Below are 23181 nucleotides of genomic sequence, written 5' to 3'. Positions count from 1 at the left end.
AACCGGGAGCCTCCAACAGGCCCCGCTACGCGCCTAGTTGATCACTCGGTCGGCACGGTTCAGATACGGCAGCGCGTCCACCAGGCCCGACACGTCGGCCGCGGTCGGCTCGCTCTCCAGGAACACCACCCGGTACAGCCCGTAGCCGAGCCAGCCGTCGATGACCGCCGGGGCGTCCAGGTCGGCGGGCAGCTCGCCGCGCTCGACGCCGCGGCGCAGCAGCGCGGCGCCCGGTTCGCTCCAGGCGACCAGGAGGTCCCGCAGCTCGGCGCGCCCCGCCTCGCCGCGCTCGACGAGCGCCCCCGCGACGACGCTCGGGTCGCCGAGCAGAGTCAGGGTGCGCACGAGGTCGGCGACGTAGGCCAGCGCGTCCTCGCGCACGGAGCCGGTGTCCGGCTGCGGGCCGGGGGTCAGCTGGTCGGCGACGGCCTCGGTGACGACGGCGGCCTTGTTCGGCCACCACCGGTAGAGGGTCATCCTGGCGACACCGGCACGGACGGCGATCCGCTCCATCGTGACCTTGTGGTAGCCGAGCTCGGCCACGAGGTCCCGCGTCGCGGCCAGCACGGCGGCGTGCGCCTGCGGATCCCGGTAGCGCCCACGCCTCGGACGGGGAGTGGACGCCTCACCCTTCTCGCTCATGAAGCCCTCCGGCCTTCTCTTCCCCAGCACGGGGTGTGCGGGAATTTCTAGACAGTACGTATCGTCTAAGAATAGTGAAAGGCCCGTCGATCGGCGGCGGACCGGGAGACTGGGCAAGCAGGAGGTCCGCAATGAACGACAGGTTCGACGGCAAGGTCGTCCTCATCACGGGTGGCGGTTCGGGTCTGGGGCAGGCCGCGGCGGAGCGCGTGGCCGCCGAGGGCGCGAAGCTGGCGCTCGTCGACGTGAACGCCGAAGGGCTCGCGAAGAGCGCCGCCGCGATCGAGAAGGCCGTGCCGGGCGCCGAGGTCCTGACGATCACCGCCGACGTCAGCGACGAGGCGTCGGTCGAGCGGTACGTGGCGCAGACCACGAAGGCGTACGGCCGGATCGACGCCTTCTTCAACAACGCGGGCATCGAGGGCAAGCAGAACCTGACCGAGGAGTTCGGCAGCGACGAGTTCCAGCGCGTCGTCGACATCAACCTGCGGGGCGTCTTCCTCGGCCTCAAGCACGTCCTCGCGGTCATGCGGGCGCAGGGCGGCGGCACCGTCGTGAACACGGCGTCCGTCGGCGGCATCCGCGGCGTGGGCAACCAGTCCGGTTACGCGGCCGCCAAGCACGGTGTCGTGGGCCTGACCCGGAACTCGGGCGTGGAGTACGGACAGTTCGGCATCACCGTGAAGGCCATCGCGCCCGGCGCGATCATGACGCCGATGGTCGAGGGCTCGCTCAAGCAGCTCGACCCGGTGAACTGGGAGGAGGCCGGCCGCCAGTTCGTCAGCGTGAACCCGATGAAGCGCTTCGGCCGCCCCGAGGAGGTCGCGAACCTCGTCGCCTTCCTCCTCTCGGACGAGTCCTCCTTCATCAACGCCACGGTCGTGGCGATCGACGGCGGCCAGTCCGAGCAGTACTGATCCTCGACCCCGACGGCCCCGCGCGTCGGCACGCCCCCTGGAGCGGCCGAGGCGCGGGGCCGTACATACCGGTCGTCACACCTGATGGATCATCAACCGCACCCCGGCTGTACCCCCGCCGTCCGGCCGACGTAGGGTCCCCTTTTGTTCACCCGCAGGGTGTCCTCAGGACCTCGACGACCAGGAGCTCTTCCCGTGCCCGCACCGTCCACCGCCCCGGCGCCCATCTACGACCGACTCGTCGACGAGCACGGCGATGTGCTCGCCGGCGCACGCGAGGCCGCGCAGGAGGCCGAGCGCACCGCGGAGGGCGTGCTCGACTTCGGGCACGCGGAGGCACCGCAGGGCGCCCCGGCTCCGTCGGCGCCCCAGGGAGCCCAGGGGCCTCAGGCGCCCCAGGGGTCTCGACCGCCTCAGGGCCAGTCCGCGCAGGTGCCTCCGATAGCGCAGGCCCCGGGGGCTCCCCAGGCCCACCAGGCCCCGCAGCACGCTCAGGGTGCGCACGGGCCGCAGGCCGGGCAGGGGCCGCTGGAGTCGCAGGAGCCGCCGTTCTCCAGCGCTTCTCCCTTCGACGCGCCCTCGCAGGAGGGCTGACCGGACGCCGGTCGGCCCTCCCGGTCGGTCGACCGGCTCCCGGTCAGGCGCCCACGTACTGCGCGAGGTGCTCGCCGGTGAGGGTGGAGCGGTCGGCGACGAGGTCCGAGGGGGTGCCCTCGAAGACGACCTTGCCGCCGTCGTACCCCGCCCCGGGGCCCAGGTCGATGATCCAGTCGGCGTGCGCCATCACCGCCTGGTGGTGCTCGATGACGATGACCGACTTGCCGGAGTCCACGAGCCGGTCGAGCAGCCCCAGCAGCTGCTCCACGTCGGCCAGGTGCAGGCCCGTGGTCGGCTCGTCCAGGACGTAGACCCCGCCCTTGTCGGCCATGTGCACGGCGAGCTTGAGCCGCTGCCGCTCGCCGCCGGAGAGCGTGGTCAGCGGCTGGCCGAGCGTGAGATAGCCGAGCCCGACGTCCTCCAGCCGCTCCAGGATCCGGTGCGCGGCCGGGGTGCGTGCCTGACCCGCGCCGAAGAACTCCACCGCCTCGGACACCGGCATCGCGAGCACCTCGCTGATGTCCTTGCCCCCGAACCGGTAGTCGAGCACCGACGCCTCGAAGCGCTTGCCGTCGCACTCCTCGCAGGTGGCCGCGGCCGTGGCCATGATGCCGAGGTCGGTGTAGACGACCCCCGCCCCGTTGCACGTCGGGCAGGCGCCCTCCGAGTTGGCGCTGAACAGGGCCGGCTTCACCCCGTTGGCCTTCGCGAACGCCTTGCGGATCGGCTCCAGCAGCCCCGTGTACGTCGCCGGGTTGCTGCGCCGCGAGCCGCGGATCGGCGTCTGGTCGACCGCCACCACGCCGTCGTCGGCCGGGATGGAGCCGTGCACGAGCGAGCTCTTGCCGGAGCCCGCCACACCGGTGACGACCGTGAGCACCCCGAGCGGGATGTCGACGTCCACGTCCCGCAGGTTGTGCGCGTTCGCGCCGCGGATCGCGAGCTTGCCGGTCGGCGTGCGCACGGTGTCCTTGAGCGCGGCCCTGTCGTCCAGGTGGCGTCCGGTGACGGTGTCACTGGCGCGCAGGCCGTCCACGGTCCCCTCGAAGCAGACGCTGCCGCCGCCCGCGCCCGCGCCGGGGCCGAGGTCCACGACGTGGTCGGCGATGGCGATGGCCTCCGGCTTGTGCTCGACGACGAGCACCGTGTTGCCCTTGTCGCGCAGGCGCAGCAGCAGGTTGTTCATCCGCTGGATGTCGTGCGGGTGCAGGCCGATGGTGGGTTCGTCGAAGACGTACGTGACGTCGGTGAGCGAGGACCCGAGGTGGCGGATCATCTTGACGCGCTGCGCCTCGCCGCCGGAGAGCGTGCCCGCCGCGCGGTCGAGGGAGAGATAGCCGAGGCCGATCTCCTCGAACGACTCCAGGGTGTGCAGGAGCTTGGCGAGCAGCGGCGCGACCGACGGCTCCTTCAGCCCGCGCACCCACTCCGCGAGGTCCCTGATCTCCATCGCGCACAGATCGGCGATGCACTTGCGCTTGATCTTCGAGGAGCGGGCCAGCTCGCTGAGGCGTGAGCCCGCGCAGTCGGGACAGGTCTGGAAGGTGACCGCCCGGTCCACGAAGGCCCTGATGTGCGGCTGCATCGACTCGCGGTCCTTCGACAGGAAGGACTTCTGGATCTTCGGGATGAGGCCCTCGTAGGTGAGGTTCACCCCGTTGATCTTGACCTTGGTGGGCTCCCGGTAGAGGAAGTCGTGCCGCTCCTTCTTGGTGTACTTGCGGATCGGCTTGTCCGGGTCGAAGAAGCCCGACTCCCTGATCACCCGCACCACCCAGCCGTCCCCGGTGTAGGTGGGGATCGTGAACGGGTCCTCGTTGAGGGACTTGGAGTCGTCGAAGAGCTGGGCGAAGTCCATGTCGGAGACCGTGCCCCGGCCCTCGCAGTGCGTGCACATGCCGCCGGTGCGGCTGAACGACACCTTCTCGACCTTGGACTTGTCGGCCCCGCGGTCGACGGTGAAACCGCCCTGGGCCGACACCGACGCGACATTGAACGAGTAGGCGCCGGGGCCGCCGATGTGCGGCTTGGCCAGCCGGCTGAACAGGATGCGCAGCATGGCGCTGGCGTCGGTGGCGGTGCCGACCGTGGAGCGCGGGTCGGTGCCCATGCGCTGCTGGTCGACGGTGATCGCGGTGGTCAGGCCGTCCAGCACGTCGACCTCGGGCCGCGCGAGCGTCGGCATGAAGCCCTGGAGGAACGCGCTGTACGTCTCGTTGATCATCCGCTGCGACTCGGCGGCGATCGTGTCGAAGACGAGCGAGCTCTTGCCCGACCCGGAGACCCCGGTGAACACCGTCAGGCGCCGCTTGGGGAGCTCGATGCTGACGTCCTTCAGGTTGTTCTCCCGCGCCCCGTGCACGCGGATCAGGTCGTGGCTGTCGGCGGGGTGCGACGTGGACGACGGTGTCCCCGCCTTCGCGACCTTGCTCATCATGTCTCCATCGGGTGTCCGCGGCCGCCGGCGGAACATCCGCGGCGTCGCACGTCTCGAATCGGTGTGTTCGATTGTCGCCGCCGGCGGCGCCCGCGCCACCGCAATCGGTGAACACGCCGGGGCGGCCTGCCGACGGTCCTGCCCTGCACCTGTGAGGCTAGCCAGCACCACTGACAATCCGGCTCGCCGCGACTCTCCCCTGGTCACGACCATGTGCACGCCTATTGACTCGTATTCAAACTCGTCGGTAGCTTCAACTACCAGCGCGCTGAACCCCCTTGCCTCATACGGCACTTGGCCATGAGCCGGCCCGGTTTCGAAGCTTCCTAAGGAGCATCAGATGGCGATCCGCGCGTTCAGCGTCAGACTCACGGCCGTCGCGGCCACGACCGGCGCCGCTCTCGTCACCCTCGCGGCACCGGCCCACGCAGCCCCCGAGCCCCTCGACTACGTCGCCCTCGGTGACAGCTACAGCGCCGCTTCCGGCGTGCTGCCGCTCGACCCGACGGCGAGCCCGCTGTGCGCCCGCTCCACGGCCAACTACCCGCACGTCATCGCCAAGCGGACCGGAGCCACCCTCAAGGACGTCACGTGCGGCGCCGCGCAGACGAAGGACTTCACCGGTTCGCAGTACCCCGGTGTGGCGCCGCAGCTCGACGCGCTCAGCCAGGACACCGACCTGGTCACCCTCACCATCGGCGGCAACGACAACAACACGTTCATCAGCACGATCCTGTCCTGCGCCACCGCCGGCCTCGCCTCCGCCGGCCAGGGCAACCCGTGCCAGTCCCAGTACGGCGACAAGTTCAGCGACGACATCGACACCAAGACGTATCCGGCGCTGAAGTCCGCGCTCCAGGCGGTCAAGAACAAGGCGCCGAACGCCCGGGTCGCCGTGCTCGGCTACCCCTGGATCATGCCGGCGACCGCGCAGAAGGGCTGCTTCCTGAAGATGCCCATCGCCACCGGTGACGTGCCGTACGTCCGTGACATCCAGACCCACCTCAACAGCGCGGTGCAGCGTGCCGCGAGCGAGACCGGCGCCACCTACGTGGACTTCTCCCGCTCCTCCGAGGGCCACGACGCCTGCAAGCCGATCGGCACACGCTGGGTCGAGCCCGCCCTCTTCGGCACCAACTTCGTCCCCGTCCACCCCAACGCCCTGGGCGAGTCCGCGATGGCCGACGCCACGATGGGCGCCCTGGGGCTCGGCTCCTAGCCGAGCACGCGCCGGGGCCGGGGCGCCCGGTGGCCGCTCAGGCGGCGAATCCCACGTTGGTGACGAACTCGTAGGCGCCCCACTGCGAGCCCAGGTCCACGATCTGTTCCACCCACGCGTCGTCGAGGGCGCGGTCGTCGCCGGTCGCCCACGCGTTGACGACCGCGTCCCAGTGCCGCACGTTCAGCGAGCGGAACTCGACGACGCGCTGGTGGGGCCGAGGGACCTGGGACTGGTTGAGGGGATGGATCTCCACGCGCGTGCCCCGGCCCGAGCGGTTGAGCCGGCCCAGCAGGTGCCGGGCGACGTTCTGACGGCGGACCTTTCGGTACGCCGTCTCGACGCGCTCCAGGTTCTTCGCGGTGGGGCGGCGCCGCTCCGCGAGCCACGCGTCGAGGGTCCGGTCGGTGACGGTCAGACCGGCGGCGCGGGCCGCGGCGCGGGCGTGGTCGCTGCGCGTCAGATAGTTCAGCCGGGCCAGCAGCCCGCGGCGCGCGGTGACCGGCGTGACGACGAATCCGGCGAGCCGGTCGAGCTGCCGGGCGACGGCCTCGTGGCCTCGGACACCCTGGGCGCCCAGCTTCCCGAACTCGATGTTCCGCTCCGGCACCGAGCCTCCCGATCCAGTGTCTGACACGTCCTCACCACGCTGCCCCGCGTGGCGGTTCGAGGCTACCGGATCACCGGGAGGGCCGCCGGTCAGCGGCGTCCCGGTGCCTTGCGCAAGGACTTCAGACTAAGTCCACGTCGGGGTGGTCCGGCGAGGGCGCGTCGAGCAGTGTGCCGTCCCCGCCGCGCAGCCAGCGGTCGAAGAAGGCCGCGAGGTACTCCCGTTGGGCCGCGACCGCGCGGTGCGCGGGTACCGTCCCGACCCAGTCCTTCAGCGTGTCGCCCGGCACATCGAGACGGGCCGCCACCTGGGGAAGGAGGCTCGTCGCGTCCGTGTAGGTGGCGTGCCGGGCGCCGCGCAGGGTGAGGTTCCGCCGCCAGCCGTCGCTGTGCCGCCACAGCTCCCGCCAGGAGGGGACGGTCGTCCGGTCGTTGCCCTCGCTGCCCATCAGCAGCACCGGCCGGTGAACGCCCTCGGCCGCCACGGTGGACAGCCCGCCCTCGTCGTGGTCGTCCTGGACGTACGCGAGCACGCCGTCGAGGTTCGCCGCGGCGGCGAGGCGCTCGTCGTCGTGCAGGGTCTGGAGCGCCGCGAAGCCGCCCGCGGACTGGCCGAACATGCCGATGGGCGCCCGGCGCAACCGCCCCGCGTCGAAGGCCCGCTCCACCGTGTCGAGCACGAAGCGGGTGTCGGCGACCCGGACCCCCGCCGTCCTGCGCAGCAGCGCCGTCACCCCGGCAGGCCCCTCCTGTTGCGCCTTCTCGAACTCCTCCGGGAGGCGGGACAGCGCCACGCGCCCGTCGGGGAACTCCACGGCCGACACGTCGTAGGGGTGGTCGATCGCGATCACGACATACCCCCTCGACGCCAGGTCGTCCGTGAGCGTCGTGCCCCAGGAGCGCGGGTCGAGGACGCCCGGCGAGTGCAGCACCACGGGGTGGCTCGCGCGGCGGTCCATGGGCGCGGCGGTGTGGGCGAAGGTGGGTGTCGCCGCCCAGTCGACGCGGCCCGCGGGCAGTCCCCCGAAGTTGTTGAGCCGGTCGAAGCCCGCCGCCTCCCGCGCCGTCATCTGCGGCGCCCGCCGGTGCCCGGCCACCGTGCGCGCCGGGTACCGCACGTCCACCAGCAGGGCGCGGGCGGGCGCGCCCGTCCAGGGGTCGCGGCGGGAGCGGTCCTCCAGGCGCAGGGTGACCCTGCCGACCGGGTACGGGCCGGTCGGTGCGGGCAGCCCGAGCCGCGGGCGCCGGGGCGCGGCGGGTGCGGCCGATGCCCGTGCCGGTGTCGCGCCCAGGGCCAGCAGCGCCGTGCCCGCCGCGAGCAGGCCGCGCCGCGACGTCCCGCCCCTCGGGGCCGTGCCGGATGCGTGCGTGTCCGTCGTGCCGTGATCGTCCATGGCCCGAGATTCGCGGGTCCACGCCCGGCGCACCATCCGGCTGTCCCCCGCCCCGCGTTGGGGGAAATCCCCCAGAAACCACCATGTGCCCAGGTCGGGGGCAGTCCACCTGTCGATACTCGCGTCGGGACCGCGCCCACCTCCTCGTATGCTCGGGGGCGACGCCGACGACTTGATCTTGGAGTGAGCACTGGTGGCGCGACGGCCGAGCCGCAGGGATACCTGGGACCGTTTCATCGCTTCCGATCCCGGACTGCTGCGCCTGATGGCCGGGCTGCGGATCGTCGCGGCGATCGGTCTCTCACTGGCCGTGCTCGCGCTGCTCGGCACGGACGTGACGCACATGGTCGCGGGCGCGATGGCCGCGATGGTGAGCACGTTCGCGATCCGCGAGAAGAACAGACGCGGGCAGGCGATCACGCTCGCCTGCGGATTCCCGGTGGCGCTCGCCGCCATGACGCTCGGTGCGCTGCTGCACAACAAGGTTGTCGCGGGTGATCTGTTCTTCATCGCGCTGATCTTCGGCGCGGTCTACTCGCGCCGGTTCGGCGACCGGGGCACGGCGCTCGGCCTCATGGGTTTCCAGGTCTACTTCGTGTCGCTGTTCGTGAACGCGACCGTCGACCAACTGCCGATCCTGGCGGGTACGTTGGCGGTGGCGTTCGCGTGCAGCGCGGTCGCCCGGTTCGCTCTGGTGCCGGAGACTCCGCAGCGGGTGCTCGGGCGGCTGCGGGGGGCGTTCCGGGCGCGGCTCGCGCAGTTGGTGACGGCGCAGACCCGGCTGCTCGACGCGGCCCCGGAGGACCTGGACGACGTACTGGACGATCTGCGGCATCACACGGCGCGGCTGCACGAGACGGCGCTGATGATCCAGGGGCGTCTGGAGGACGGGGCGGGGGACGCGACGACGGCGTCGCTGATCCAGCGCCGTGTGGCCGACGCGGAGGTCGCGGCCGAGCGGCTCGGCATGCTGCTGCTGACCGCGCGCAGCTCCGAGCGCGCCGACACCCTCACCCTGCATCTGCCGCACGCGCCCGCGCCCGCGATCGGCAAGCTGCTGCGCCGCGAGGACGAGGCGACGGCCACGCTGCGCCGGGATCTCGGCGCGCTGCACCTCATGGTGGCGCGGCCCGCCGAGGACAACCGGGGCACGGCCGTCGCCCAGATCCGCAACCGGCTGCTCGGCTACCGCGACGAGGAGCGCATCCCGCCCGGTGCCACGCTCGCCGTGCAGGACGTGTTCCGCGGCATCGGTGAGGCGGCCCGCGCGGTGATGGGTCTGCGGATCGCGCTCGACGGACCGCAGGACGAGTCGGACGACTCCCCCGCCACGACGCGTTCGCGTGAGGAGCTCGAGGCGGAGGACATGTCCATCACGGGCACCGTCGCCCTGACGAGCACGGACAAGGAGAGCGACGAGGCGGCGGAGGACGACCGCTCGGGCCTCGACCGGCCCACCACCCGCGCCGCCTTCCAGGTGGCCGTCGGTTCCGGTCTCGCGATCGTCGGCGGCGAGTTCCTGTCCAGCCAGCGCTGGTACTGGGCCGTGCTGACCTGCTGGGTCGTCTTCCTCAACACGGCGTCCACGGGCGAGATCGTCATCAAGGGCTACCGCCGGGTCCTCGGCACGGTCCTCGGTGTGCTCGCCGGTGTGCTGCTCGCGGGAGCGGTCGGCAATCACACGTGGGTGGCGTTCGTCCTGGTCCTGCTGTGCGTGTTCGCGGCGTTCTTCACCGCGCCGTTGTCGTACGCGCTGATGTCGTTCTTCGTGACGGCGATGCTGGGCCTGCTCTACACGCTCCTGAACACCTACAGCCTCGACGTGCTGGTGCTGCGCATCGAGGAGACGGCGCTCGGCGCGGCGTGCGGCATCATCGCGGCGATGCTGGTGCTGCCGGTACGTACCGACAGCCGCACCGACGAGCTGCTGGCCACGGTGCTGGAGCGGCTCGGCGATGTGGTGGCGGGCGCGGTGGAGCAGCTGAGCGGTGGCCCGGCCGCGGACCTGCTGGACCGTGCGCGGGACCTCGACACCGCTCTGGACGACCTGCGCGCGTCCACGCAGCCGCTCACCCACGCGATCGCGCCGCAGCGCGAGCGGCGGCAGACCGTGCGCTATCTGGTGGCGTTGTTGGAGACGTCCGCGTACCACGCGCGTTCCCTGGCGGCGACCGCCGAGCTCGTCCCGTACAGCAAGCACGTGGCGGCCGATCCGCGGCTCGGGCGGGCGGCGCGGCGCATCGCGCACAACATCGACGTGCTGGTGGCGCAGGTGAAGGACGAGGACACCACGGGGACCGTGGAGTCGGGTGCGAGCATCGCGGCGATGCTGGAGACGGACGGTCTGGGCGTCCCCGCGGCGAACACCGTGACGTTCCGTGTGCTGCGTCACCTTCAGCGGCTCGACGAGGGCATCTCCGGTCTGGCCCGCCCGCTCGACGTTCCCGTGGGGCCGCGCACCTAGGTCGTGTCTTCAAAGTGGGTTTGCGAGACCATGGGTCGGTGAGTCGTCGCTATGAACTGACGGATGAGGAGTGGGAGTTGTTGTGCCCGCTCCTTCCGGCCGGGTCGTTCGGTCGCCCGCGTGCGGATGACCGAACGGTGCTGAACGGAATCGTGTGGAAGATTCGGGCCGGTGCCGCCTGGCGGGACGTGCCGGCCCGGTACGGGGCCTGGCAGTCGCTCTATACCCGCTTTCGCAGATGGGCCCTGGACGGCACCTTCACCCGGATGCTCGCCGCGGTTCAGGCTGACCGGCAGGCGAGGGCGGACGTGGACTGGCTCGTCGCGGTCGACTCGACACTCGTCCATGCCCACCAGCATGCCGCCGGCGCGAAAAAGGGGGCCGGGCGGGGGACGAACCGGCAGATCACGCCCTCGGTCGATCCCGCGGAGGATTAACCACCAAGCTCCACCTGGCCTGCGACGGCCGAGGCCGTCCCCTCGCGTTCGTCCTGACCGGCGGCAACCGCAATGACTGCACGCAGTTCGAGCAGGTCATGGCCCGCATCCGCGTCGCAGGCCCCGGCCCGGGACGGCCACGCACCCGCCCCGCGCGTGTGGTCGCCGACAAGGGCTACTCCTCCCGCTCGATCCGCGCCTACCTGCGCAGACGCGGTATCAAGCACACCATTCCCGAGCGCATCGACCAGCTCAACGGACGGATCAGGCGCGGCGAACGTCCCTGCGGCTTCGACAAAGCCCACTACCGGCGCCGCAACGTCGTCGAACGCTGCTTCAACCGGCTCAAGCACTACCGCGCCATCGCCACCCGCTACGACAAGACCGCTACCTCATTCGAAGCCGTCATCACCCTCGCCGCCACACTGCTCTGGCTCCGACCACTTTGAAGACACGACCTAGGGCACGGCCCGCCTTCAGAACCCGTCCCACCTGGGGATACGATCTTCGGATCCCCGCGACACCCATGCCGACACGATGACGCGCTGTCGTACGACTGGAGTCACCCCGTGAGTGCCCCCGCACCCGATCCACACGCCCTGCTCCCGCTGTCCCGCGTACCGCGCACGGGGCTGCCGCCACGCGCCGTCGTCGTCGGCGACCCGGCCCGCGCCGCGGCCGTCGCCGCGCTCCTCGACGACGCCGAGGAGGTGTCGTACCACCGGGAGTACCGGACGTTCCGCGGCACGTGGCGCGGGGTGCCGGTGGTCGTCGCCTCCCACGGCATCGGCGGGCCGGGGGCGATCCTGCTCTTCCAGGAGCTGGCCGACGCGGGCGTGCGGACGTTCGTGCGGTTCGGTACGGCGGGTGCGATGCGGCCGGGGATCGACGACGGGGACCTGGTCGTGGCCGAGGCCGCGGTCCGCGACGACGGCGTGACCGGGCAGCTGGTCCCCGCCGAGTACCCCGCGGTGTCGTCGCCGGAGGCCGTGTTCGCGCTGACGCGCGCGGCCCGCGCGGCGGGCGCCCCGCACCACCGGGGAATCGTATGGACGCGGGCGGCGTTCCAACCAGGGCTGATCCCTCTGAACCAGTACGACGGCGCGGGCCTCGCGGCGATCGAGATGGAGGTCTCCGCCCTGTTCGTCATGGCGTCGCTGCGCGGGCTCGTCGCCGGCGCCGTGCTCGTCGTCGACGGTGTCAACGCGGACGAGCTGGTGGACCAGGAGAGCACCGGCGGTTACGACCCGCACCGCGACGTCGTCGCGGAGGGCGTCGCGCGCGGCAGCGTCGTGGCGCTCGAAGCCCTGCGCACACTCACCGAGGAGCAACTGTGACCGAGTCCGTCGATCTGCTGGTCCATGGCGGCACCGTCCTCACCGTCGACGACGCCTCCAGCGTCGTCGAGGACGGCGCGGTCGCCGTGCGCGACGGCGCGATCGTCGCGGTCGGGCCCGGCGACGAGCTGCGCGCCCGGTACACCGCGGCCGAGACCCTCGACGCCTCCGGCGCGCTGGTCCTGCCCGGCCTGATCAACACGCACACCCACCTCGCGATGACGCTGCTGCGCGGCACCGCCGACGACGTGACGCTCCAGGAGTTCCTGGGCCGTGTGGTGCCCGCCGAGGCGCGCCTCCTCGACCCGGACACCGTGGCCTCGGCCGTCCGTGTCGCCGTCGCGGAGAGCGTCCGGGCGGGTGTCACGTCGGCGCTCGACATGTACTGGTTCCACGAGGCCGCCGAAGCGGCGGCGCGGGACGCCGGGTGGCGGCTGCACACCGGTCCGCTGTTCATGGACGTCCCCGAGCCGCCGGACGGGCGGCCGTACAAGGAGCGCATGGACTGGGCGCGCCGGGACCTCGAAGCCCGCGCCGGCGGCGGCCGTCCCGTCGTCTTCGCGCACTCCACGTACACGCTCTCCCCCGAGCAGCTCGTCGAGTGCTTCGGCCTCGCCCGCGAGTTCGGGGCGCTGATCCACCTGCACGCGGCGGAGAACGCGGCGGAGGTGGCGAACGTGGAGGTGGCGCACGGCCGTCGCCCCGTCGAACTCCTGGACTCGCTCGACCTGCTGGGCCCCGACGTGGTGCTCGCCCACGCCGTCGACCTGACCGGCGGCGAGATCGCGGCGCTCGCCCGCGCGGGCGCCTCGGTGGCCCACTGCCCGGTGTCGAACCTGAAGCTGGGCTGTGGCATCGCCCCGGTGCCGCGGCTGCTGAGCGCGGGGGTCACCGTCGGTCTCGGCACGGACGGCGCGGTCAGCTCGAACACGCTCGACGTGCTGGGCGCGGTGCGGCAGGCGGCCCTGGTGCACAAGGCGGACGGCGACCCGACGGCGGTCGGCGCCGAGCAGGCCGTACGCATGGCCACCATCGAGGGCGCCCGCGCGCTGGGCCTCGGCGACGCACTGGGCTCGCTGGAGGTCGGCAAGCGCGCGGACCTGATCGTCCTCGACCTGAACCGTCCGCATCTCACCCCGCGCCACGACCCGTACGCGATGCTCGCCTACGCGGCGCACTCCTCCGACGTGCGGGACACCGTCGTCGACGGGAAGGTCCTGATGCGCGACCGTACGCTCACGACGCTCGACGAGGGCGCGGTCCTCGCCGATCTGGAGGCCCTCGCATGACCGGCCACGCGACCCGCGGCTTCGTCGGCCGCCCCCGCGTCCACAACCCGGGCCTGCCGCCCGGCCAGTACGACACGGGCGACGACTGGCCCGTGCTGTCCGCCGAGGTGACACCGCAACTCGACCGCCAGGACTGGACGTTCACCGTCGACGGCCTGGTGGCGGAGCCCCGCACGTGGGCGTGGGACGAGGCACGGGCGCTGCCTCCGGCGTCGTACAGCGGGGACATCCACTGCGTGACGACGTGGTCGAAGTTCGGGGTGCGCTTCGGTGGTGTCTCGCTCGACACGTTCCTCGACGCGGTGCGCCCCTCCCCCGCCGCGACGCACATCGTGGCGTACTCGCACACCGGGTACACGGCGAACCTGCCGCTCGCCGACGTGACGGGCGGGAGGGCGTGGCTCGCGTTCACCTACGAGGACGAGCCGCTGACGGCCGAACACGGCGGCCCCGCCCGCCTGTTGGTGCCGCACCTGTACTTCTGGAAGAGCGTGAAGTGGGTCGCGGGCCTGCGGCTCCTCGATCACGACGAGCCCGGTTTCTGGGAGCAGAACGGGTACCACGCACGGGGCAACCCCTGGGAAGAACAGCGATACGCAGGTGACTGAGACCGTGCCGCACACCACCCCCTTCACTCCCCCGACCCGCCTCGCCGTACCCGGCCGGATCGCCGCAGGTCAGGGCGGAGCGCTCTGGCAGCGTGCCGTGATCGCGGAGATCCGCCGGGAGACGGCGAACGCGTCGACGTTCCGTTTCGCGGTGCCCGGCTGGCAGGGGCATCTGCCCGGTCAGCACCTGATGCTGCGGCTGACCGCCGAGGACGGGTACACGGCCCAGCGCCACTACTCGCTGGCGTCGGCGCCCGACGACTCGGGGCACATCGAGCTGACGCTCGACCACGTGGCGGACGGCGAGGTGTCCGGCTTCCTGCACACCGGGGCGCGGGTCGGCGACGAGGTGGAGGTACGCGGTCCGCTCAGCGGCTTCTTCGCATGGCCGGGCGACCGGCCCGCGCTGCTGCTCGGCGCGGGGTCCGGCGTCGTGCCGCTGATGTCGATGATCCGCCACCACCGGCAGCGCCGACTGGACGTGCCGCTGCGCCTGTTCGTGTCGGCGCGCACGCGTGCGGACCTGATCTACGCCGACGAGTACGGGGCCGAGACGACGCCGGTGCTCACCCGTGAGGGCGAGCGCCGGCGCCTGTCCGCGGACCATCTCGCGCCGTGCTTCAGCGCGGCCGCGCCGCGCTGGGAGGCGTACGTGTGCGGCTCCAACTCGTTCGCGGAACACGCCTCGCGGCTCCTCGTCGGCCTCGGTCAGCCCGTGGACCGGATCCGCATCGAGCGCTTCGGGTGAGGGCTAGCGGACTCCGGCCCACCGCTTGATCGTGGCGGTCGCCGCGTCCCGTTCGTTCGCGGGCAGCGCGGAGATCCGGGCGCCGTGGTTGGAGTTCGGCACGACGTACTTGTACGAGTCGCGCCTGCTGGGCGTGAACTGCTCCGCGCTCCACGGGTCGTTCTGCCCGTAGACGAACAGCATCCGCTCGGACTTCGTGCGCACCCAGCGGTCGACGTCCTTGATGACGGCGCCGTCGTAGGTGGTGCGCATGCCGGCGGGCAGCACCGAGTTGGGCTGGTAGATGTCCGGGTAGTTGCGCACTCCCTTGAGGTTCTTGAACTTCAGGTCGGCCCAGCCGAGTTGGGCGGCGGCCTGCCGGTAGTAGGGGCCCGAGCTGTTGGCGCCGAGCGTGGAGTCCTCGTAGACGGACAGGCCGTGGTCGAGGGACCACGTGTAGAGCTCGTCGTCGGAGACGGTCTTCGCGTCGGGCACGGTGGGGCAGTTGTCGACGGTGCCGGACTGCCAGAAGTTCCACACCTGGTCGAGGACGGCGAACTCGTAGGCCCGGTCGGTGGTTCCGAGGGTGTTGGTGAAGGTGTAGCCCTCGTCCTTCGCCGTCTTCTCGAACTTCGGCAGCAGGGTGTCGCGGCGCACCAGCATCTCGCGCTGCACGGCGGCGAGCGCGTCGCGGCACTCCTCGGTGCCGACCCGCTTGAAGAAGGTCTCGTAGCCGCTGTCGTCGTTGTTGTTGGCGTCGTTCGGGGCGACGTAGGCGACGACGCCGTCGTAGTCCTCCGGGTAGAAGCGGTAGTGGTACGTGGCCGTCATGCCACCCTTGGAGCCGCCGGTCGCGAGCCACTTGGACGTCTTCTCGTACAGCGGCCGCACCGCCCGCACGATGCCGTGCTCGTCGGCCGCCTCCTGCTGCACCGTCATCTTGTTCCAGGGGGTGCCGCCCGCCGGTACGGACTTCTCGAAGAAGCGGTGTTCGACGCTGAGCTGGTTGGCGTCGAGGAGGGTGGTGGGCTCGCGGGTCGAGGAGGACAGGCCGTAGCCGCCGGTGTAGACGACGACGGGCTTGGCCGTCGACTTGTGCCAGAGCGTGAAGCGCTGCTGGAACGTGCCGAGGCCGGGTCTGGCGTGGTCGACCGGCTGCGTGATCGACAGGGAGTAGAGCGGGAAGCCCTCCTTGTCGGTGACGCCGGTGACGGTCACGCCGGGCAGGGACCGCAGCCGGTCCTCGAACGACGTGGGGGCGGCGGCCGCCGGTGCCGCGGTGGCGGCGAGGACGCCCGCCGTGAGGGCGGCGGACAGCAGCAGCGTGGGTATGGTGCGCGGACGCAACGGTGCTCCTCGGGTCGAGGGAACGGTGAGGCGGATCGGTGATCCGCCGACCGAGACCTTAACGCGCTCCGGGCGCCCGGGAGTTGAACCCCGCCGGACATGCCTGGAGCCGGGACCCCGTCGTGGGGTCCCGGCTCCAGGAGGGGTGGATCAGAGCTGGCCGGACTCGGCGATCGTGATCTTCGCCGAGGTGGCACCGCTGCGCGAGCCGAGGGCCTCGATCTTCTTCACGAGGTCCATGCCGTCCTCGACCTCGCCGAAGACGACGTGCTTGCCGTCCAGCCAGTCGGTGACGATGGTGGTGATGAAGAACTGCGAGCCGTTGGTGTTCGGGCCCGCGTTGGCCATCGAGAGCTGGCCCGGCTTGGTGTGCTTGAGCTGGAAGTTCTCGTCGGCGAACTTCTCGCCGTAGATGCTCTTGCCGCCCGTGCCGTTGCCGTTGGTGAAGTCGCCGCCCTGCAGCATGAACTGCGGGATGACGCGGTGGAAGGACGAGCCGGCGTAGCCGAAGCCCTTCTCGCCCGTGCACAGGGCGCGGAAGTTCTCCGCGGTCTTCGGGACGACGTCCTCGAAGAGGTTGAACGTGATCCGCCCGGCGGGCTCGTCGTTGATCGTGATGTCGAAGTAGGTCTTGATTGCCATGGGCGCAATCCTTTCATCACGAGCCCCGGATTGCCGATTCGGCCCGTCGTGATGGCCGTTTTCCTCCACCATTCGCACGCTCCGTGACACTTCACGTGCGGGGCGCGAGCATTCGGGCCGCGAGCCGGTCCTACGTCTGCACGCCCCCGCCCGGCTACGGCTTGTGAGGCTCAGGGGGCCGCCGCATACGATGACGGTGGCAGCCGGACGCTCTGCGGCGGCCACACCAACGGGAGGGACCCAATGATCATCTTCGGCACGCGGGGCTACGCGTTCCAGCTCGCGATTCTCACCTTCGTCTGCGGCAACTGCGGCAACCCCGCGGCGCACACGCTGCGCAAGTTCGTCACGAAGTTCACGCTGTTCTTCATCCCGCTGTTCCCGGTCTCGACCAAGTACCAGGCGCAGTGCACGTTCTGCGGCGCCGCCCACCAGGTCCCCAAGGAGCACGTGGACGCGATGGTGGCGCAGGCCGCCGCCGATCCGCAGGCCGGGGCTCCGCAGCAGCAACAGCAGCACTACCAGGGCTAGTTCTTCGCCAGAAGAAGGCGGCCCTGTCGCCTCCCAGGGGGGAGAGGGGGCGACAGGGCCACAGGCTCGAGCGCCCGGGGGGGGTGGGCTGCAAGAGCGTCTGTTCTCCTGCTGCCCGGGATCGGGGAGAGCATGCACACCGATCGCAGAATCGTCCCGGCGGCTGTGCGGACCCCCGTCAGTACGCGGCGTTCATGGCGGCCCGCACCTCCCTCAGCGTCGCGTCGGCGATCGCTCCGGCCCGCTCGTTCCCGGCCCGCAGCACCTCTCTCACCAGGGCGCGGTCCTGTGCGTACAGCGCGCGGCGCGCCCGGACCGGCGCCAGGTACGTGTTCACGGCCTCGGTGACGCGCCGCTTGAGCGCGGCGCCGCCGCCGTCGCCGATCTCCTCCGCCACCGTCCGCGGATCGGCGTCCTCGCACAAGGCGGCGAGCAGGACGAGCGAGGAGACCTCGGGGCGGCTCGCCGGGTCGTACGTGATGCGGCGTTCGGCGTCCGTCCGGGCGCCGCGGATCAGGCGCGCGGTCTCGTCGGCGGTGGCGGACAGGGCGATGGCGTTGCCGCGGGACTTGCTCATCTTGGTGCCGTCCGTGCCGAGCAGCAGCGGCGCCGTGGACAGCAGGGCGTCGGGCTGCGGGAAGACCGGGCCGTAGCGGTCGTTGAAGCGGCGGGCGACGGTGCGGGTGACCTCCAGGTGCGGCAGCTGGTCCTGGCCGACGGGCACGAGGTTGGCCTTGCAGAAGAGGATGTCGGCGGCCTGGTGCACGGGATACGTGAACATCAGCCCGCTCACCGCGGACTGCCGGGAGTGGGCGATCTCGTCCTTCACGGTCGGGTTGCGGCTCAGCTCGGCGACGGAGACGAGGCTGAGGAACGGCAGCAGCAACTGGTTCAGCGCGGGCAGCGCGCTGTGCGTGAAGACCGTGGAGCGCTCGGGGTCGATGCCGACCGCCAGATGGTCGAGGACCAGTTCCTCCACGTACGCCGTGAGGTCGTCGGCGACGTCGCGGTCGGTGAGGACCTGGTAGTCGGCGATCAGGACGAAGGTCTCGACGCCGAGGTTCTGGAGCCGTACGCGGTTGTGCAGGGTCCCGAAGTAGTGCCCGAGGTGCAGCCGTCCGGTGGGCCGGTCCCCGGTGAGGATCCGGAACCGCCCGGGATCCGCGCGCACCAGTTGTTCGAGTTCGGCGCTACGGGTCCGGGCGGCGGAGGTGCCGAGGTCGCCGGTGGCGCCGAGGACGGCGGTGGTGCTGCTCATGGTGGTCTCTCCCCTGGAGTCACGGGCGCCCTCGGGACGGCGTGACCTCCGGCTGGGGAGGCAGCGAAAAAGGGCCGTCCAGGGACGGCCCTTGTACGTGCTTGGCTGTGCGGCCGCCTCTAAGTGAGGCGCCACCAGTTGAGACACGTAGAACGATGCATGACGCAATCGTACACGCGTCGGGGCGGCCCAGTCAGCCCGCGACCGGCGTGAACCGCACCGGCAGCGCCTCGGGACCGCGGGTGAAGACGCCCCGCTCGACCGGCGCGAACCCTTCGGCGAGCCGTATGTCGGGCATCGCGTCGAGCAGGTGGTTCACGGCCGTCTCCACCTCGGCCTTGGCGAGCAGCGCGCCGACGCAGAAGTGCCGGCCGAGGGCGAAGGCGAGGTGGTCGGCGGCGGCCGAGAAGGCGGTGGTCCCGGTCAGGTCCTCGCGGAACAGGTCGAAGCGGTCCGCGTCCTTGTACCGGTCCCCGTCGCGGTTGGCCGCGCCGATGAGCAGCGTGACCGTGGCTCCGGCGGGCACCGTGCCGCCGGTCAGCTCCACGTCGACGGCCGACTGGCGCATGATCATGTGCACGGGCGGGGTGAGCCGCAGCGTCTCGGCGAAGGCCCGCGGCACGAGGGAGCGGTCGGCGCGCACGGCCGCCAACTGGTCGGGGTTCGCGAGGAGGTTGGCGAACAGGGAGGCGATGGCCTTGTCGGTGGTCTCGCCACCGGCCGCGAGCAGCAGGCTGCAGAACGCCTTGATGTCCTCGTCGCTCATCTGCACCCCGTCGACCTCCGCGGCGCAGAGCGCGGAGAGCAGGTCGTCGCCCGGGTTCTCGCGGCGCTCCTGGATGATCGGGATCATGTACTCGGCGAACTCGACCCGGGTCCGCTCCCCCGCCGCGGCGACCTCCGGGTCGCCCGCCAGGTTGGAGAGGAAGGCGACGACGGCGGTGTACCAGCCGTGGAAGCGGGCGTGGTCGGCCTTGTCGAGGCCGAGCATGTCGGCGATGACGTCGACGGGGAAGCGGGTGGCGTAGTCGGCGACGAGGTCGGCGGAGCCGGATTCCCTGAACCGGTCGATGAGTTCACGGGAGTTGCGCTCGATGACGGGCAGGAACTTGTCCTGCAGTTCGCTGCCGCGGAAGGCGGGGGCGACCAGCGCGCGGCGCACCGAGTGCTCGCGCCCGCTCATTTGCAGGATGGTCCTGCCGCCGTGCACGGGTTCGAGCTGCCAGTCGTAGTTGTCGGTGGTGAACTGCGCCTGTTTGTCCTTGAAGATGCGCTCCACGTCGGCGTACCGCGAAACGATCCAGCTCTGCGTGGCCTCGTGCCACAGCAGCGGGGCGGACTCGCGCATCGCGCGGTAGGCGGGGTAGGGGTCTGCGGCGAACTCCGGCGAGAGGATGTCGGGGACCTGCGCGGTGGACATGGGGCTCCCTGTGACGGTGCAACGGGCGGTCCGGCTGAGCCTATTGACCGCCCGTCAGCACGTACACCCCTCCCCGGTTCCCCGGTGTCAGCCGTTCGGAAGGATCACCGCACGCCCGTTGATCTTGCCGTCGTGCAGCAGCTCGTACGCCTTGGGGGCGTCGTCGAGCGAGAAGGTCTCGGTGTGCACGGAGACGGCTCCGGCGCGCGCCAGGTCGAGCACCTCGACGAGCTCACCGCGGCTGCCCCAGTACGGGGCGGTGACGCTGACCTCGAAGTTCGTGGCGCCGAAGCCGACGGGCAGGGTGCCGCCGCCGATGCCGACGATCGTGACGTCGCCCTCCACGGCGGCGACCGCGCCGGCCGTCTGGACGGTGGGCTGGACTCCGACGAAGTCGAAGACGGCCTCGGCGCCGCGCCCGCCGGTCAGCTCCTTGACCTTCCCCGCGGCCTGCGCGTCGGACAGGATCGCCTCGTGCGCGCCGACGGTCCTGGCGAGGGCGAGCTTGTCCTCGGACACGTCGAGGGCGATGACACGGGCGGCGGTCATGGCGCACAGCAGCTGGATGGCCACGTGGCCGAGGCCGCCGGTGCCGATGACGACGGCGGTCGAGCCGGGCACCAGCTTGGGCAGCGAGCGCTTGATCGCGTGGTACGGCGTGAGGCCCGCGTCGGTGAGCGGCACGGTCGCGACGGGGTCGAGGCCGTCGATCGGCACGAGGTGGCGCGGGTCGTCGACGATCATGTACTCGGCCATGGAGCCGGGGGAACCGAGTCCGGGCGGGTTGATGCCCAGCTCGGCGGCGCGCAGGCAGTAGTTCTCCTTGCCCTCGGCGCACTTGGCGCAGGTGCCGCAGCCCCACGGTCCGTAGACGGCGACGGAGTCGCCCTCCTCGAACCCGCTCACTCCGGCGCCGAGCGCGGCGACGGTGCCGACGCCCTCGTGCCCGAGGGTCAGCGGCAGTTCATAGGGAAAGCCCTCGGCGGGCCAGCTCATCACGGCGATGTCGGAGTGGCACACTCCGGCGGCGGTGACCTTCAGCAGGACTTGTCCGGGGCCGGGCTCGGGGTCCGGGACGGTGACGACCTCGGGCGCTGCCCCTACGGTCCGGTACTGAAGTGCCTTCATGACTTCTCGACTCCTTCGTCGCTCTCGCGGCCCCCGCGCCTCCCACGATAACTCGCTCGCGTCCCAATGGGACATGTGTCCCGGCGGGACATGCAAAAAAGCACAAAAAAGGACCCCGACCGTACGGGGGAGAACGGTCGGGGCCTGGTTCAAAGTTTAACAGCATCCGGCCGGTGGTGAACGCCGGTTCGACGGGCGGAAGAACGTGAGGTCGGACACATCCGTTCATCTGCCCTTTAGAACGCCCATTCCGGGCGCGAGTGCCGCCCGCCATAACTGCCCATATGGTGACAAAAGCCAGAAGCCGCCTTTCGTCGCGATCGGAGCACTCGTGGCCGAACCCCAGCCCGTCCTTCTCTACCCGCCCGCGAAGGCCGCGGTCTTCTTGGTCGTCACCGTCGCCCCGGGCGGCGAGAGCACGGTCCGCGACACGCTTGAGGAGCTGTCGGGGCTGAGCCGCTCGGTCGGCTTCCGGGACCGGGACGCCGCGCTCAGCTGCATCGCCGGCATCGGTTCGACCGCCTGGGACCGCCTGTTCAGCGGCCCGAGGCCCCGCGAGCTGCACCCGTTCCAGGCGCTCGCGGGCCCCCGCCACCTCGCCCCCGCGACCCCCGGCGACCTGCTGTTCCATCTGCGCTCGCGCCGGATGGACCTCTGCTTCGAGCTGGCCCGCGTGATCATCGGCAGGCTCGGCTCCGCCGTCACCGTCGTCGACGAGGTGCACGGCTTCAAGTACTTCGACGACCGCGATCTGCTCGGCTTCGTGGACGGCAGCGAGAACCCGACCGGGCGGGCCGCCACGGACGCCGTCTTCGTCGGTGACGAGGACCCGGACTTCCAGGGCGGCTCCTACGTCGTCGTGCAGAAGTACGTGCACGACATGGCGGCCTGGGAGGCGCTGCCCGCCGGTGAGCAGGAGAAGGTCATCGGCCGCACGAAGACCGACAACATCGAGCTGGACGACGACGTGAAGCCCGCCGACTCGCACGTCGCGCTCAACACGATCGTGGACGAGGACGGCACGGAGCGGCAGATCCTGCGCGAGAACATGCCGTTCGGCAGCGTCGGCCAGGGCGAGTTCGGCACGTACTTCATCGGCTACGCGAGCACCCCCGACGTCACCGAGCGGATGCTGCGCAACATGTTCCTCGGCGATCCGCCCGGCAGCCACGACCGGATCCTCGACTTCTCGACGGCGGTCACCGGCTGCCTGTTCCACGTCCCGAGCGCCGACTTCCTCGACGACCTGCCCGAACCGCCGTCCGGCGGCGCCGTCCCGGCCGACACAGCCGTCGGCTCCCTCGGCATCGGCAGCCTCGGCATCGGCAGCCTCAAAGGAGCCTGAACACCATGAGCACCGACCCGAACCCCACCCCGAGCAACAACCTGCACCGCGAACTCGCCCCGATCACGCCCGCCGCCTGGGCCGAGATCGAGGAGGAGGCCGTGCGCACCTTCCGGCGCCATGTGGCGGGCCGCCGCGTCGTCGACGTCACGGGCCCGGACGGCGCCGAACTGTCGGCCGTCGGTACCGGCCACCTCGACGAGATCGCGCCGCCCGCGCCGGGCGTGACGGCGCGGCTGCGCGGCGCGCAGCGGCTCGTCGAGCTGCGGGTGCCGTTCACGGTGAGCCGGGAGGCCGTGGACGACGTGGAGCGCGGCTCCAAGGACTCCGACTGGCAGCCGGTCAAGGACGCCGCGCGCGCCATGGCGTACGCAGAGGACCAGGCGATCTTCGACGGGTACGCGGCGGCCGGCATCGACGGGCTGCGCGAGCGCACCTCGAACCCGGTCCTGAGCCTGCCGGCCGAGGCCCGCGACTACCCGGACACGATCAGCCGGGCGCTCACCGCGCTGCGCCTCGCCGGGGTGGCGGGCCCGTACGCGCTGCTGCTGGGCGCCGACGCGTACACGGCGGTCAGCGAGACCTCCGACCACGGCTATCCGATCGCGAACCACCTCGCCCGGATCCTGGCGGACGGGGAGCTGATCTGGGCGCCGGCGCTGAACGGGGCGTTCGTGCTGTCGACCCGCGGCGGCGACTTCGAGCTGCGGCTCGGCCAGGACCTGGCGATCGGCTACAGCGCGCACGACGCGCACAGCATCGAGCTGTACTTCCACGAGACGCTGACGTTCCTGCCCTACACGGACGAGGCCGTCGTCGCGCTCAAGGCGTGA

The 23181-nt window shown here is 71.3% G+C and carries 21 protein-coding genes; 12 read left to right on the top strand and 9 right to left on the bottom strand.

Features of this window, described 5'->3' with window-relative positions; translation table 11 throughout:
* Window positions 1-33: 33 nt before the first annotated feature.
* Window positions 34-642 carry a TetR/AcrR family transcriptional regulator gene (locus ACYBSK_RS18330; RefSeq protein ID WP_460246868.1) on the bottom strand — a complete coding sequence of 203 codons (609 nt, stop codon included), beginning with the start codon at window positions 640-642 and terminating at the stop codon, window positions 34-36.
* A gap of 131 nt (window positions 643-773) precedes the next feature.
* On the opposite strand from ACYBSK_RS18330, the gene ACYBSK_RS18325 reads away from it, so the two are divergent.
* Both ACYBSK_RS18325 and ACYBSK_RS18320 read left to right on the top strand, forming a co-directional pair.
* Window positions 774-1559, top strand: a complete 786-nt coding sequence (locus ACYBSK_RS18325) for a glucose 1-dehydrogenase (protein WP_457478201.1) — start codon at window positions 774-776, stop codon at window positions 1557-1559.
* A 195-nt stretch (window positions 1560-1754) separates the two neighbouring features.
* Window positions 1755-2153, top strand: coding sequence for a hypothetical protein (locus ACYBSK_RS18320; protein ID WP_460246867.1), 399 nt, complete (start codon window positions 1755-1757; stop codon window positions 2151-2153).
* Between the two features lie 43 nt (window positions 2154-2196).
* On the opposite strand, the gene ACYBSK_RS18315 is transcribed toward ACYBSK_RS18320, so the two are convergent.
* Entirely contained in the window at window positions 2197-4590 is a 2394-nt protein-coding gene (locus ACYBSK_RS18315; RefSeq protein ID WP_460246866.1) for an ATP-binding cassette domain-containing protein, read from the bottom strand.
* 343 nt (window positions 4591-4933) lie between these two features.
* On the opposite strand from ACYBSK_RS18315, the gene ACYBSK_RS18310 reads away from it, so the two are divergent.
* Window positions 4934-5812 (top strand): SGNH/GDSL hydrolase family protein, encoded by an 879-nt coding sequence (locus ACYBSK_RS18310; protein WP_457478198.1) that lies wholly within the window; start codon window positions 4934-4936, stop codon window positions 5810-5812.
* Window positions 5813-5849: 37 nt separating this feature from the next.
* Here the strand turns inward: ACYBSK_RS18310 and ACYBSK_RS18305 are convergent, their stop codons facing one another.
* Both ACYBSK_RS18305 and ACYBSK_RS18300 read right to left on the bottom strand, forming a co-directional pair.
* A complete protein-coding gene (locus ACYBSK_RS18305) occupies window positions 5850-6422 on the bottom strand; it encodes a transcriptional regulator (RefSeq protein ID WP_460247054.1) in 573 nt (190 codons plus the stop codon).
* 121 nt (window positions 6423-6543) lie between these two features.
* Window positions 6544-7815, bottom strand: coding sequence for an alpha/beta hydrolase family protein (locus ACYBSK_RS18300; RefSeq protein WP_460246865.1), 1272 nt, complete (start codon window positions 7813-7815; stop codon window positions 6544-6546).
* 265 nt (window positions 7816-8080) lie between these two features.
* Between ACYBSK_RS18300 and ACYBSK_RS18295 the strand changes: the two genes are divergently transcribed.
* The 6 genes from ACYBSK_RS18295 (at window position 8081) to ACYBSK_RS18270 (ending at window position 14698) form a co-directional block, all read left to right on the top strand.
* Complete coding sequence (locus tag ACYBSK_RS18295; RefSeq protein WP_457481787.1) at window positions 8081-10279, top strand: FUSC family protein; 2199 nt, start codon at window positions 8081-8083, stop codon at window positions 10277-10279.
* 38 nt (window positions 10280-10317) lie between these two features.
* A protein-coding gene (locus ACYBSK_RS18290; protein WP_460243152.1) for an IS5 family transposase occupies window positions 10318-11165 on the top strand; the annotation gives its coding sequence in 2 pieces (ribosomal slippage) (window positions 10318-10657 and window positions 10657-11165; 849 coding nt in all).
* Window positions 11166-11285: 120 nt separating this feature from the next.
* Window positions 11286-12053 carry a nucleoside phosphorylase gene (locus ACYBSK_RS18285; protein WP_460246864.1) on the top strand — a complete coding sequence of 256 codons (768 nt, stop codon included), beginning with the start codon at window positions 11286-11288 and terminating at the stop codon, window positions 12051-12053.
* Window positions 12050-13342 carry an amidohydrolase gene (locus ACYBSK_RS18280; protein ID WP_460246863.1) on the top strand — a complete coding sequence of 431 codons (1293 nt, stop codon included), beginning with the start codon at window positions 12050-12052 and terminating at the stop codon, window positions 13340-13342. Before ACYBSK_RS18285 ends, ACYBSK_RS18280 begins: the two co-directional genes overlap by 4 nt.
* Entirely contained in the window at window positions 13339-13950 is a 612-nt protein-coding gene (locus ACYBSK_RS18275; protein ID WP_457478194.1) for a sulfite oxidase-like oxidoreductase, read from the top strand. The genes ACYBSK_RS18280 and ACYBSK_RS18275 overlap by 4 nt, the downstream gene beginning before the upstream one ends.
* Window positions 13943-14698 carry a ferredoxin reductase gene (locus ACYBSK_RS18270; protein WP_460246862.1) on the top strand — a complete coding sequence of 252 codons (756 nt, stop codon included), beginning with the start codon at window positions 13943-13945 and terminating at the stop codon, window positions 14696-14698. Before ACYBSK_RS18275 ends, ACYBSK_RS18270 begins: the two co-directional genes overlap by 8 nt.
* A gap of 3 nt (window positions 14699-14701) precedes the next feature.
* Here ACYBSK_RS18270 and ACYBSK_RS18265 read toward each other — a convergent pair whose 3' ends face one another.
* Window positions 14702-16024: a S28 family serine protease gene (locus ACYBSK_RS18265; RefSeq protein ID WP_460246861.1), complete on the bottom strand. Its 1323-nt coding sequence runs from the start codon at window positions 16022-16024 to the stop codon at window positions 14702-14704.
* A 150-nt stretch (window positions 16025-16174) separates the two neighbouring features.
* Window positions 16175-16666 carry a peptidylprolyl isomerase gene (locus ACYBSK_RS18260; protein WP_457478191.1) on the bottom strand — a complete coding sequence of 164 codons (492 nt, stop codon included), beginning with the start codon at window positions 16664-16666 and terminating at the stop codon, window positions 16175-16177.
* Between the two features lie 243 nt (window positions 16667-16909).
* Between ACYBSK_RS18260 and ACYBSK_RS18255 the strand changes: the two genes are divergently transcribed.
* On the top strand, window positions 16910-17197 hold the full coding sequence (locus tag ACYBSK_RS18255; protein WP_460246860.1) for a zinc-ribbon domain-containing protein: 288 nt from the start codon (window positions 16910-16912) through the stop codon (window positions 17195-17197).
* 178 nt (window positions 17198-17375) lie between these two features.
* Here the strand turns inward: ACYBSK_RS18255 and trpS are convergent, their stop codons facing one another.
* The 3 genes from trpS to ACYBSK_RS18240 form a co-directional block, all read right to left on the bottom strand.
* On the bottom strand, window positions 17376-18455 hold the full coding sequence (gene trpS, locus ACYBSK_RS18250) for a tryptophan--tRNA ligase (RefSeq protein ID WP_460246859.1): 1080 nt from the start codon (window positions 18453-18455) through the stop codon (window positions 17376-17378).
* Window positions 18456-18648: 193 nt separating this feature from the next.
* A complete protein-coding gene (locus ACYBSK_RS18245) occupies window positions 18649-19875 on the bottom strand; it encodes a cytochrome P450 (RefSeq protein ID WP_457478188.1) in 1227 nt (408 codons plus the stop codon).
* An 87-nt stretch (window positions 19876-19962) separates the two neighbouring features.
* A complete protein-coding gene (locus tag ACYBSK_RS18240; RefSeq protein WP_460246858.1) occupies window positions 19963-21003 on the bottom strand; it encodes an NAD(P)-dependent alcohol dehydrogenase in 1041 nt (346 codons plus the stop codon).
* A gap of 331 nt (window positions 21004-21334) precedes the next feature.
* On the opposite strand from ACYBSK_RS18240, the gene ACYBSK_RS18235 reads away from it, so the two are divergent.
* Both ACYBSK_RS18235 and ACYBSK_RS18230 read left to right on the top strand, forming a co-directional pair.
* Window positions 21335-22348: a Dyp-type peroxidase gene (locus tag ACYBSK_RS18235; protein ID WP_460246857.1), complete on the top strand. Its 1014-nt coding sequence runs from the start codon at window positions 21335-21337 to the stop codon at window positions 22346-22348.
* A gap of 5 nt (window positions 22349-22353) precedes the next feature.
* Complete coding sequence (locus ACYBSK_RS18230; protein ID WP_457478185.1) at window positions 22354-23181, top strand: family 1 encapsulin nanocompartment shell protein; 828 nt, start codon at window positions 22354-22356, stop codon at window positions 23179-23181.

The sequence above is a fragment of the Streptomyces sp. BYX5S genome, from assembly GCF_054724165.1.
The sequence above is the reverse complement of the archived record's forward strand: the minus strand, read 5'-3'. Positions and strand labels throughout refer to the sequence as shown.